The following is a 12,042-nucleotide window of genomic DNA, read 5'->3' as shown; positions in this document are numbered from 1 at the left end:
TCGTCGAGAGCGCCGTGAAGCTACCGGCGACGCGCTTCGCAGTCGACGGCGAGATCTGCGCGCTCGACGTGCGCGGGATCTCTGATCCTCAACGCCCTGCACTCACCAACCGGAACAACTATATCCTCTGCGATGACACAGGCTGGGTCTGCGAGAACACCAGGACCAACCCTCGGACCGGCCCGCATCCTGTACTTGCGCCGGCGCCCCGTGCCCGGTCCGCAATAGGCCTGACGACGGCGACATGCCGTGGTGCCGCTGGGATTGGCCGTACCCGCGAACGGAACAGGCTGTGACCTAACGCATTGACAATCATCGCAATCGCCCCCTTTAAAGGGTTGGCACTTGTTCCCGTCTCCCATCGGCGGTCATTCGAGCGGCAGAGAAAACGTCGGCAGCGACTTATTGCCCTGCTCGCAACCTCCTCGGCCCTTGGGCGGCATCGGTGAGGCATCCGCGGCGGTCCGGCTCATGAAATGGGTCAGATTGACGCCCGATGACCACTCCACATAGCCAACGACCGCAAAGGCAATCGCTCCCACAGTGACTATACCGAGCACTGAAGTGGTGGCTGCCGCCGACAGGCTTTGGCTGCTAAAAAGCGGCATCACGATTCTCCGATACCGATCTGCCACCCGCCCTTGCGCTAGACCAACTCGCGATCATCGACTGTGAACTGTCTCACATTTCACGCGCTTTTTATGCCAAGGCAGCACTGAAGCCTCACCGGGCAAAACCCGGCCATGGTTGCCGACTGTCATCAACCCGTGGCTTGGTTCGTGCAGGACAATCATGGCTGGGGATTTTAGCGTCCCAGTTCAGGAAGAAAACGCCGCCGGGCGTGTATTTTTGAGACCGGCGGCGTCTTTTCTTAGGATGGCTCTAGGCAAATTGGCCCCGAAGCTCCATCGCCGGCTCGCCGCCGATAAGGTCGATAAGCAGTCGGCGAGCCATCAGCACATGGTGGTCGACGAGGTTATCTTGGTCGCACCATTCATCTCGCAGCGCGCATGCGAGAACGACCGACATCTTCGCCTTCCCGCCGATCGTAGTATGAGCTGGGATGATGGCCCACATTTGCTGTATGAGCTTATCCATCCGATCAAGGTGCTGATAGCTCAGATCAACCAGTCGCTCTCGCTCTTTGGACTCCGGTGGCCTAGACGGCCTGCCACCGCTGCTCCTCGGTGAAATCACTTCTTCATCAAGAAGCCGCTCGGCATGGCGTGCCAAATCTTGTCCAGCCGCTCGATTTCGTCATTGTACGCATTGGCGGCCCCCAAGCGTCGAAGTTTTTCTTCCAAATGCAATAGCATGCTGTCGTCGGACAACGCGAGAGCCGCTGCTGCGGGCACTGCCGCAGCATTGACGCCGGCCACAGCCGCCCGCAACCATTTAGAGAACTGCCGTCGTGTGGTGGTGTTTGGATAGCCTGCATCTCGGGTTCACTCCATGTGTGAGTTAGGGCCGGCTTGGAAGTTCGCGCTTCCGTCCGGCCTGTTTTTGAGATATCCTTAATTCATGGCGAAGCCAATTAGCGATATCTCGAAAGGGCGCGGCCGTCCTAAGACGACCGGCCCAGGAACCGGCATTCTAGTGAAGATGCACGATCCGGAGCTCGAGGCGATTGACGAGTGGATCGAGAAGCAGGCCGATGAGCCTTCCCGCCCCGAGGCGATCCGCAGGCTGCTCCAGATCGCGTTGACGTCGTCAACCGCAGTGCGGCCCAAGACTGAAAGCCAACGCCAGCGCGCTCGCGACATGGCCGGCAAAGCAATCGATAAAGTTGCGGACAGCACTGCCAGTTCGGAGGAGCAAGCCGACCGCAAGCGCCGGCTCGTCAAGGGACCCGAGGAATTCCAAAAGGTACGACGCGATCGAAACCGGAAATGAACCGGCCGAGGCGACCGGACATCGGGGAGACGACAAATGGCTGCTATTTCACTTCTGATCGGTATTTTGATCATCGTGGTTGTGGGGGCGATCTGCTTTTGGGTGATAGATAGGTTCGCGCCGGACGGTCGCCTGGCGCAGCTCCCGAAGCTGCTGGTAGTGCTCGTGTGCCTCGGCGCTATTGTGCAGCGGCTGCTGGCGCTGACCTATTAGGCCCGTCAGGATCGAAACGCCTCTCCGCGCGTTGACTGTTGAGCCCAGGTGGGAGGTCAATAATGATCAACCGAGAACGGCGTACAACGACAGCTGCGGAGCGCGAAGCCCACAAGATATTCAAAGCGGTCAAGCCGAAGGAAGCCATGACCGATTACGCCAAAGAGCAAAAAGCACTCCACGACAATCGAGACCGCCTAAAGGCAGAACGGTTGGCGCGGGAAGCTGAAGCTGCCAACCGCACAAAAGCAGGTTGAGCGTCCGTCCGGGTATCAAGTTTTGGCCTCTCCGCGGAGGGCGACGTGGCCCTGCACTTCCGCCAAGTCGATGCTGAACTGGAGATATGGATCGCGAGCAGCGACGACTATTCATTTGTCATCAGCAACGAGAGCCAGACCGGACCCGGCTTGCATGGAGAGCCGGGTTTTGTTGCATCATATCGCCCCGACTTCCTGAATATGCCTGCGGCTCAAGTGTCCGGATCGCCCTTCAACACGCTCGCTGAAGCCGAGCGGGCCTGCAATGCTTTCCTTGGTCGCCTCATCATTAGGGGATGACTACCGTTATACGCCTTATCTCATTGGCAGTATTGGCAAGCTAGCCCCCGTAAAACCCCCGGCCTACCCTCTACCTCTGGCTGCGGAAGCCTTGCGCCTTCCTCCCGTTGGGGCAACGGACAATGGGAACAATTGTGGATGGGTGATCTTTGCGATCATCGTAGCCATCGCGGCTAATTCCACAGGTCGAAATGGCCTGGGCTGGTTTGTCTTGGCGGTGATTATCTCGCCGTTGCTAGCTTTCGTTCTGCTGGTAGGGATGCCTACGCGCACCAGTGACAGCGGGCCTACGTGGATGGAAAAGCACGAAGGGAAAGCCAGAACGTGTCCGTTCTGCGCCGAATACATTCAACCGACGGCGATTGTTCGCAAGCACTACGGTCGCGATCTCATCACCGAGGGCGCAAAACCCGAGCGAACCTGATTAGGAAGCAAAGTAGCTCCCTCTGAGGCTAGCTTTCGCGCCTCTGCGAGAACCGTTACTCTCCATCTTTTCCCTCCGGGATCACCAGCAAAATGAAACCTTCGCGGCCTCGCGCAGAAATCATTTAGCACCTCGAGCGACGTCGAGCCGCGTTGCGGGCCTCGTGCCAAGGCCACGACAGAGGCGGTGTTTGGGAAGTCGAACGAATTGCGACCGAGGTTTGCAATCTCGTTTTCGATGACGGGGCCAAGATTACTTCCTGGGATCGCCTTGCGCGTTGAGCGATTCACGAGTGTGCGAGAAATGTCCTGCACTTGAGCTGATCACTGTTGAGTTCGTTGGTTTCTATGCGGGATCTTGGGTGACGATCAGGCTGCGTGGTCCGCCGACGCTGGATGGCCTCGATACCATCATTGAATTCGAGACCTGCAATGAGCTTCGGCAATGACCTGTGCTTTGAGCCGGCGCCATCCTTGATGCGGCGATCACGAACTTGAACATCATCAACTCAGCGGCGGTCGGCGATAACGACTCCCTGCAGCATATCGCAAGGCCGCGAACACGCCTTCGATGGGTTAGTCTGCAAGATGCATCTTGTGCCCGCCGCGCAGTCCTGACGATGACTCCCAATCTGGGTAATCTGCATACGCTTCGCCCGCATCTAACTATACCAATGTCTATTCGAGCCAGCCACGAAGATGATTGTCACAACGCACGCGCGCAATCAATCTGCCGTTATGGATATGCACACTCAAGCTCACCCCTTATGCGAGGAGGCGCAGGAGCGCACATCTGACTTTGGTGCAGCTACCACCTTATATTCCCGCTTGATCGATGACCTGAGTCAGTTGAATTTCGCAGACGCGGATGACCGTCGGGCATTCCCTCCGACCCTACACAGCATATTGGCAAGGCATGGGCTATTCGGGCTCACTACACCAACAGAGCACGGTGGGTTAGCTCTTCCTCTGCAAGAGGCCATCGACCTCATCTCCGCGACTGCATCCTTCGATGTCTCAGCTGCCTCTACCCTCGTGATCCATAACTTTCTGGCCCTGCCCTGCATCGAAGCGGCACCGCACATCCCTGAACAAAGGCAGGTCATGTGGGGCGCAACACGCGGCGACCTTTGCGCTTTCGCTTTAACAGAGCCTGGAGCTGGCTCTGCCCCGCGACATATAGAAGCGTCGGCCTTCATGCATGAAGATAGAGTCCGCATCTCTGGCCGCAAAATCTGGATCGGCCTCGCTGACTGGGCTCGTTGGATCGTTTGTTTCGCGCGAGCCGCTGGTCCCAATGCGAAAGGACGGGTCGTTGGCATTCTAGTTGATAGGCAGGCTCCGGGCCTAAAGGTCACGCACGAGCATCGCACCCTCGGTCTGCGCGGCATTATTCAAAACACCCTAGAGTTCCACAATGTCGAGCTGTCGAGCGCTTACGTGCTTTCTCGCGATCAAGACGGCTGGGGAGCAGCAGCATCTAGTATGAACCGCGGGCGCATCGGTGTGGCTGCTATGGGTCTTGGAGCCCTTGAGCGCGCTATTCAGGTCGCGGCCTCATACGCAAGACGTCGTCGACTAGGCAAGCTGCGCATGATCGAGAACAGCTATATCGAGCAGTCATTTGGACAGATGGTGCTCCGACGGGAAGTCGTGAAGGCAATGCTGGGCGCATCCTGCCGACTTGTCTCAGCGCAGGGCGCACCGAACGTCCACCTTGCGTCAGCAACGAAGGTTTTGTCCTCGGAGTGGTGCGGCCTCGTTGCCGATCAATGCGTCCAATTGTTAGGTGGCCGCGGTTACGATGAGGGAACTCCTGTAGCTAAAATCTATCGAGACGCTCGCATTCTCCGCATCTTCGAGGGGCCGACTGAGACGCTCCTATCACATCTCGGCCGCTGCCTTCTCTCTCGAGCCACACGTGACGAAATAGCTGATCTTTTTCTGTCTCTTGATGCGGCACCATTCCACGCTGCTGCAATTGAGGAACTCTCTGGACTCAATGAGACAGATGGCGCCGTACTAATCTATGCGGGTTGGCTCACCACATTAGGACTGGCACAAGCTGTCATGTCTACTGGTTCGTTTTCGGCCTCAGATTGTCTCGCGGCTGACCTCGTCAGTTCCGAACTGAACACCCTCCGTACTCGCAAACCGGCAAGGCTATCTTTCGAAGGCCGCATTCGCGCTAGTAGGACTTTGAATACTTTCCTTCACGACGCAGCGTCTTCCATCCGTTCACCAGTCCTTACAGACGATTACCTCCGATTGGTACAGTATGTTTGAGACCACCCCACGCGAACGGTTCGAAGTGCTGGTGCGAGACGATCCGGAACTCGACAGTAACGAGCTTTCGGTAACGCCGGCGTAGCAGGATTTAGCGATTTTCCTCAGCACAGCATCTCTTCGACGCCAAGCCATCTTGTTGCAAGTCAGAACTCCAGTCCAGGCTTGGGACGAACGCGATGGATGAGAAATTCAAATGCTTCACTGATTTGCGTTGCTGAGGCGAGACGAACTGGGGCGTGTAGTCGCGTGGACAACAACAATTAACACAGTTAGCGACGCGCACATCCTGAATGTCAATGAACCAAGGACGCACGGCATCCGGCTTATCGGTGGTCCTATTTGTCTAGAGAGGGCCGTGGCGTCGCATCGCTCCGCGTGGGCAGTCTCGGATATTCGATCTTGGGCAGCTGCCCAGTTAGCGAATTTAAAAACGCGACAATGTCGTTTTCCTCTTTATCGCTGAGCTTCGCGCCAAGCTGGGTCTCACTCATTACGCCAACCGCTAGCTTAAGGCTCCAGGCGTGGCCCGAATGGAAGTACGGGGCCCGCAACGCGACGTTGCGCAACGGCGCGGCGCGGAAAACGTATTCGTCGCTGGCCACCTTGGTAACCGCAAAACGGCCCTTGTCGGCGGAGGGAAGCAGCGTTCCGTCCGGCTTTTCAACCACGCCGAACGGGAAGTAATCTTGTCCACCGACGTTGATTCCATTGTGGCAAGACGAGCATCCTTTTTCCATGAACAGCTTTAGTCCCGCCTTCTGCTGATCATCGAGAGCATGCGCATCGCCCTTGAGGTACTGATCAAACGGGGCTGCGGGCGTAATCAGAGTCGCTTCGAACGCCTCGATCGCCTTGGCGGAATTGTCAAAGGTGACGGGCCTCGCCTCGTTCGGGAACGCTTTCTGGAACATGACGACATAGTCGGTCATCGAATTCAACGTGTTGAGCACCCTGTCTGGCGTGGCATTCATTTCGACACTCGCCTGGATGGGGCCGGTGGCTTGCGCCTTGAGATCTGCCGCGCGCCCATCCCAGAACTGCGCCACATTGAATACTGCGTTATAGACGGTAGGTGCCCGACGTGGACCCCGCTGCCAGCCATGCCCCACCGACGTTGGACCGGCATCGACGCCGCCCGCGCCAAGGTTATGGCACGTATTGCAGCTAATGACCCCGCTTGCCGATAGCCTCGGATCGAAGAACAGTGTCTTGCCAAGTTCGACCTTTTCGCGGGTGACTGTGTTGTCCTTTAGCGCAGGGACGACCGAAGGAATCGGTTTAAAAGCCTCCCTGGCAGCGCTCATCAAATCGTCAGTTGCGCCAGCTACTGAGGAGACCAGCACCCCAATGCTCAGAACGCACACTTTGTAGACCAGGGAAAGCTTTCGTATCGCTGACTTTTTCATTGCGTGCATTACCAAATTCATAGATGCCGGAAACCGCCGAAAAGCTGCACGCGACCACCCTGCTGGAAAGACACAGTCACCAGAAGGAAAACGCCGCAACGGCAGCCCTCGAAGCCGCGGGCCGCCTCGGGTGCCACCGACGAACAATGGAGAGGCGGTCAACTACAGCGGTTATGATCCAGGATCGCCGAACACGCAGTCTCACAGGCCCATCCCAGCATTTGCTGCCGGTGCAAAGACGTCTGCGTGAGATCTGGGTCGTCGAAGCTGTTGATATCGTCAAAGCAATCCATCCGATTCTCCTCTGCCAGATCTGGGCAAATCAAGCGGCACCTGTCGCCCGTTAGAGACCTTCCCATGCTGTGAGCCTTAGCTGTCGAGAAGCTGACAAGCCCCGGAACAATTCACGATGAGGGTCTTGCACGGCAACTCTCGAGTTAACGCCGTTCGGTTAAGCGATTGACAGCTAACTACGGGGCAACTGAGCGAGCGCAACGCCGCCATTGAGAAGCTCAATCCCATGATGTCCCTCAAGGAACCGGCCTTGAAGGCGAATAGCCGAGCGGCGGCTGTCACGGTGTTCGCGCGATCGGGTGGGGCAGCTTGATGGCTGAGCAGCAACGAATGTTGAGGAACATCGCATTAAGCCGGTTTATCAGCTAGTAGGTAAGTGTCCCTACTAGGTGGGCACGCGCCGTTCGCGCTCAGCCCTATTTGCAGCCCTGAGCCGCTCTCCAATGTACTCAGAGATATCGCTCATCTCAGCCTGCAAGTCGGCTTCGGAAATATCCTGTTCTTTGGCAGCCTCGACAAGTCGCTGCGTGAGTTCGGCCACATCCTGCGACGCGCCGGGAGTCCGATACTGCTCGACGGCGTGAACGCTATTCTCGATCCAGAAGTCGATAAATTCGCGAGCTTTGCTCACTGTATACCCTTAAGCACCAAACCAATGGACCAGCGTTAACCCCAGTAACGGAACGGAGCAAGGCCGTCTTAGCGGCGTCGGCGTATACCAAGGTTTGGCGAAGGCGAGATTTAGGAAGTGACAATCGAGCAGCGGATTGCCGATGAATGAACGTGATCAGAAAACAAAAGAATTGCCGCAATCGCGATAGGCAAAGGCCGAGCAGAACAATTCCTGCGCTGAAAAATAACTCGCTTATGACTCCCCTTCGCCTCGGACACACTGTGCCTTAAATAGAATAGAGTACTTGCCATCGTTCATAACGGGTTGTTCCTCCCGCATTCAGCTCGATTAGATCAAGCTGATCCGAACCTCCGACATTCATAAACTTCGAAGCGCCACGAGAGATATCGAGTTGGCATTGAGGGAGCCGTCGGCTGAGCCAGATGGAAAGTTATCAGCGGCGCTGTCCGCCCTGCTCTCGGTAAGCCGGCTATTGGCAGGTTTAAAGTTGAACGTGGAACGCACCAATCGGTAAGCAGCCCTGCGGCCGCTTGTCCGAGGAAGCTCAGGCGTTCGGAGCGGCGAATGAAAGAGAGCGCCCCATAGATGGCGCGTCATAATTTTGACTTGCTCGGTTACGTCAGCGGGCGATCATGAGGCGGCCAAGCAACGAGCAAGGCGGGGATCCAACGGCGAACTTCCAAGGGGGGCGACTGAAACTGGCAGTTTTCTCGCATATTGGCCTGTGTTTATCTCGACGACGTCTAACCGAGAGCCTTCCATGTACATACCATGCCCTTTTCGAGATGACGACCTCGAGAACATTCGAGCGACAATCCGCTGCGCCCGATTGGCCAACCTGATCACGGCCACGTCGGGTGGGCCCCTTGCGACGCCACTTCCGCTCTTCCTCGATGAGAGCGAAGGCGAGCACGGCACGCTGTACGGGCACCTTGCGAAGCGCAATCCGCAATGGCGCACCGCCACGATCGGAGATGCGATGGCGATCTTTACTGGCCCGGACGCTTACGTGACGCCATCCTGGTATCCCAGTAAACGACAAGCTGAGCATGTGGTGCCGACATGGAATTACATCGCGGTCCATGCCCATGGGCCGATTGAGTTCTTCGAGGATCCCGATCGCCTGCTTGAGATCGTGACGCGCCTGACGAATATCCATGAAACGTCACGCGCGACGCCTTGGGCCGTCAGCGATGCTCCCGTGGATTTCATTGCCGCGCAGTTGCGTGAAATCGTCGGCGTGCGCATCCCGATCACCAGGGTCGAAAGCGCGCGCAAGATGAGCCAAAATCGCCCGATGCCTGACCGCATTGGTGTCGCAACCGGCCTAGCGGCGAGCAAACTGGCGCGAGACCAGGAAGTTGCACCTCTTATCCTAGTTCAGGCCTGAGACGACAATAAGCATGGCCGTTACCAACAGCGGCGGTCGACACATAGCGATCTTACATGTGCAGTTCTCTCGGGAACAGCGGCATCAGTCTAGCCGTTGCGCCGCTCAAGACATTTTTTTCGTCGTCGCATCAGTGGTTGCTGGCGCCAGTATGGATGGACGAAACTTCAGCATTGGCTCCAGTCCTCTCAATGGAAAGTCGTTGAAGCCCCCGACTTTCGATTTAGCCACTCAGGTGGAAGCCCATTCGCCTCACTGGCCGGACAGATGGGACTACCCCAGTATCAATCGCGCCGAACTTCACGAACGGGTCAGTGGGCTCGCACTTACCGCACCTTTTGGACTCTTGTCCTTATTCTGACAGAGGTACAATCTCGTGTAAGGTCCAGTACAGCGCGCCTACCACGCGTTTAGACCGTCGAAAGCCCATTCGGCCTTGATGGCCGGCTGGCATGACCATTGCTTCAAGCAAATCGATCCAGAAATAGAGCCGTCAAAGCAGCAATGCTCACGCTCTCCGCCTCCATCTCGCCTCAGAATCACGGTGCGCCCGTTGAGCTCACTGGCGGGCGTTGCTTCCCCCGACAACTCTGTATGGGCCTAACCCACCAGGACCGCACCGGACCAACAAAACAGCCAGTCTCGAACTCTAGAATATCCCACGACTACTTGCCTAGGTTCACGCATGAAATCCGCCGTTGTATTCGACTGGAATGGCACGCTGCTCGATGATGCCAATGCCGTGCTGCAAACTGTTAATGCAATTTTGAGCCGCTTCGGTCGCGCAACCGTCGATATGCACAGGCTTCGAGAGGAGTTCGAACTCCCTCTTTCGGTTCTTTTCCGCAACCTAGACATGTCGGAAGATGAAATCGAAGTCGTGAATGGTAACGACAGCGCCATTTTCCACGATGCCTACGAATTTTTGGCGCGCAACGCTGCCTTACGTAAAGGCGCACGAAACGTTTTGCTCGCTCTTGATCAGAGATCAGTTCAAACCGTCATCGTTAGCAATCACATTGTTGAACCGATCCGCACACAGGTGCGAAGACTCGGAATCAAGACTCAAATTAGCGATATCTTGGCATTTGAGAGCCGCGCTACCCAGTTTAGGAGCATGAGCAAGCAAGAACGGCTGCGTTTGTATATGCAGGCCAATGATCTATCGCCAGAAAGAACCGTGATCGTAGGTGACATGCCAGTTGAGACTGAGATTGCCCGCAATCTGGGTCTCATTAACATATCAATCACGGGCGGATTTGTTTCCGAAGCGCGCCTGTGCGCGGCAGACCCCGACTACATGATTCAAGACCATCATGAATTATTGCCGGTTTTGCAAAAGCATTGTTTTATTCAGAGCAGTTAAGTGACCATAAGAACTGAAAATCCGCCGTTCGCCCGCTGCTGCTATCCGCTTCGTCTTCACGATCCGATGATATTCGAAGAGGAGATCGAAAACCGAGTTCTTTTACTCGGTCAAACCGCGGATCAAGTCCGATAGCTCGTGTCAGATATCGCGATCCGCTCAGTACCATCTTGCGCCGCATGTTCGGTCTTTCGCCTGGCATGATGCTTGCTGCAGATCACTCGTTAAGAAGGGGCAGGAAACTGAAAGGCCTTGGAAAAACGGCATGAGCACAGCGGCTTTGATCACTGACGTCATTCCTGGCAGCGATGTTGTGAAACGTGCAGCGCGCATCGGTGCCGAAGTCAAAAATATCAAGCTGTCGGGCGATCTACCGAACCACACGATCGCCGCGATTAACAGCTTGTTGCTCGAGCACAAGGTAATCTTCTTTCGCAATCAAGGACATCTCGACGACACCGAGCAGGAGCGCTTTGCCGCTCGTCTCGGAAAGCTAGTGCCGCATCCGATGCTCGGTTCCACCAAGGGAACGACGGCGCTTCTCGAACTAGACTCTACTCGCGGCGGCGGTCGTGCCGATGTCTGGCATGCCGATGGGACTTTCGCCGAAGCCTATCCCAAGATTTTAGTCTTGCGAGCCGTGGTAATGCCGACGTTCGGAGGCGATACCGTGTGGTCGAACACAGCTGCCGCATACCTTGACCTGCCGCCGCCGCTACAACGGCTTGCCGATGAGCTATGGGCTGTTCACAGCAACGTTTTCGATTACGCTGGGATCGCGCGCGTCCGCGACGTCGACAAGAAACACTTTGACGATGTGTTCACCAGCAGGACCTTTGAGACTGAGCATCCCGTCGTGCGTGTCCATCCCGAAACAGGCGAGCGGACGCTAGTGCTCGGCGTCTTGGTGAAGCACTTTATCGGGGTACCAAAATACGACGGACAAAAGCTGTTCGAGCTGTTCCAGTCTCATATCACCGCGCCCGAAAACACAGTGCGGTGGAACTGGTCAGAAGGCGATATCGCGATATGGGATAACCGCGCAACACAACATTACGCGGTCAACGATTACGAGGACCAGCATCGCGTCGTACGTCGGGCCACGATCGATGGTGACGTGCCCGTCAGCGTGGATGGCCGGAGAAGCGTAACGCGCATGAAGTGATCTACGATCAGCGCCCTCGCATCTGAAAGTGGACAGAGCCTGGCTAGCGGAGTTGTTTGGGACGGACGTGGGAACGCTACACGATATCTCGACTGTTAGGGCAAATCGGCAGCCCTAAGTTGACATCGCTGCTATTTAGCGTTCAGCGAAAGCTTCGAGAAACTGAGCATCACTTGCCTTCACCAGCAGCTGGTACGTGGACCTCACGCTTCAGTTTAGAAAACCCCCGATCCGTGGCCATAAAGCGCGCCAGCATGGGCGCGATCAGCTTCGCCGGATCGATACGCTGCCCATTTTCGCGTGCCAGGGCTTCTGCATAGGCGACGAGATCCCTATGCACTAAGGCTGGCAATTCAGTGGTGACCTTGACCGGCTTGTCGTCTGGCAGTGCTCCTATTCTAAGCTTGGGCAT

General features: G+C 56.4%; 15 protein-coding genes. 9 read left to right on the top strand and 6 right to left on the bottom strand.

What is annotated here, in order from left to right; genetic code table 11:
• Nucleotides 1–368: 368 nt before the first annotated feature.
• From ACVW17_RS17240 to ACVW17_RS17230, 3 genes are all read right to left on the bottom strand, one after another.
• Nucleotides 369–608 (bottom strand): hypothetical protein, encoded by a 240-nt coding sequence (locus ACVW17_RS17240; protein ID WP_456797692.1) that lies wholly within the window; start codon nt 606–608, stop codon nt 369–371.
• A 274-nt stretch (nt 609–882) separates the two neighbouring features.
• Complete coding sequence (locus tag ACVW17_RS17235) at nt 883–1,029, bottom strand: hypothetical protein (RefSeq protein WP_456797691.1); 147 nt, start codon at nt 1,027–1,029, stop codon at nt 883–885.
• Between the two features lie 164 nt (nt 1,030–1,193).
• Nucleotides 1,194–1,379 carry a hypothetical protein gene (locus tag ACVW17_RS17230; RefSeq protein WP_456797690.1) on the bottom strand — a complete coding sequence of 62 codons (186 nt, stop codon included), beginning with the start codon at nt 1,377–1,379 and terminating at the stop codon, nt 1,194–1,196.
• Between the two features lie 142 nt (nt 1,380–1,521).
• Here ACVW17_RS17230 and ACVW17_RS17225 point away from each other — a divergent pair, with 142 nt between their 5' ends.
• The 6 genes from ACVW17_RS17225 (at nt 1,522) to ACVW17_RS17200 (ending at nt 5,372) form a co-directional block, all read left to right on the top strand.
• Entirely contained in the window at nt 1,522–1,893 is a 372-nt protein-coding gene (locus ACVW17_RS17225) for a hypothetical protein (protein ID WP_456797689.1), read from the top strand.
• 36 nt (nt 1,894–1,929) lie between these two features.
• On the top strand, nt 1,930–2,106 hold the full coding sequence (locus tag ACVW17_RS17220) for a hypothetical protein (protein ID WP_456797688.1): 177 nt from the start codon (nt 1,930–1,932) through the stop codon (nt 2,104–2,106).
• Between the two features lie 62 nt (nt 2,107–2,168).
• Nucleotides 2,169–2,363 (top strand): hypothetical protein, encoded by a 195-nt coding sequence (locus ACVW17_RS17215; RefSeq protein ID WP_456752984.1) that lies wholly within the window; start codon nt 2,169–2,171, stop codon nt 2,361–2,363.
• Between the two features lie 45 nt (nt 2,364–2,408).
• Nucleotides 2,409–2,663, top strand: coding sequence for a hypothetical protein (locus ACVW17_RS17210; RefSeq protein ID WP_456797687.1), 255 nt, complete (start codon nt 2,409–2,411; stop codon nt 2,661–2,663).
• Nucleotides 2,629–3,087 carry a hypothetical protein gene (locus ACVW17_RS17205; protein ID WP_456797686.1) on the top strand — a complete coding sequence of 153 codons (459 nt, stop codon included), beginning with the start codon at nt 2,629–2,631 and terminating at the stop codon, nt 3,085–3,087. The genes ACVW17_RS17210 and ACVW17_RS17205 overlap by 35 nt, the downstream gene beginning before the upstream one ends.
• Nucleotides 3,088–3,785: 698 nt before the next feature.
• A complete protein-coding gene (locus ACVW17_RS17200) occupies nt 3,786–5,372 on the top strand; it encodes an acyl-CoA dehydrogenase family protein (RefSeq protein WP_456797685.1) in 1,587 nt (528 codons plus the stop codon).
• A gap of 338 nt (nt 5,373–5,710) precedes the next feature.
• Here the strand turns inward: ACVW17_RS17200 and ACVW17_RS17195 are convergent, their stop codons facing one another.
• On the bottom strand, nt 5,711–6,781 hold the full coding sequence (locus ACVW17_RS17195) for a cytochrome-c peroxidase (RefSeq protein ID WP_456798984.1): 1,071 nt from the start codon (nt 6,779–6,781) through the stop codon (nt 5,711–5,713).
• Nucleotides 6,782–7,460: 679 nt separating this feature from the next.
• Nucleotides 7,461–7,706, bottom strand: coding sequence for a hypothetical protein (locus tag ACVW17_RS17190; protein WP_456797684.1), 246 nt, complete (start codon nt 7,704–7,706; stop codon nt 7,461–7,463).
• Between the two features lie 763 nt (nt 7,707–8,469).
• Between ACVW17_RS17190 and ACVW17_RS17185 the strand changes: the two genes are divergently transcribed.
• The 3 genes from ACVW17_RS17185 to ACVW17_RS17175 all read left to right on the top strand — a co-directional run bounded on the left by ACVW17_RS17185 (nt 8,470) and on the right by ACVW17_RS17175 (nt 11,630).
• Entirely contained in the window at nt 8,470–9,099 is a 630-nt protein-coding gene (locus ACVW17_RS17185) for an FMN-binding negative transcriptional regulator (protein ID WP_456797683.1), read from the top strand.
• 685 nt (nt 9,100–9,784) lie between these two features.
• Nucleotides 9,785–10,465, top strand: coding sequence for an HAD family hydrolase (locus ACVW17_RS17180; protein WP_456797682.1), 681 nt, complete (start codon nt 9,785–9,787; stop codon nt 10,463–10,465).
• Nucleotides 10,466–10,730: 265 nt separating this feature from the next.
• Nucleotides 10,731–11,630 carry a TauD/TfdA dioxygenase family protein gene (locus ACVW17_RS17175; RefSeq protein WP_456797681.1) on the top strand — a complete coding sequence of 300 codons (900 nt, stop codon included), beginning with the start codon at nt 10,731–10,733 and terminating at the stop codon, nt 11,628–11,630.
• A 169-nt stretch (nt 11,631–11,799) separates the two neighbouring features.
• Here ACVW17_RS17175 and ACVW17_RS17170 read toward each other — a convergent pair whose 3' ends face one another.
• Nucleotides 11,800–12,042 (bottom strand): DUF2274 domain-containing protein, encoded by a 243-nt coding sequence (locus ACVW17_RS17170; RefSeq protein WP_456752976.1) that lies wholly within the window; start codon nt 12,040–12,042, stop codon nt 11,800–11,802.

Source organism: Bradyrhizobium sp. USDA 4473 (assembly GCF_054063335.1).
Note: the sequence above shows the minus strand (reverse complement) of the source record. Positions and strands in the feature narration are given on the sequence as shown.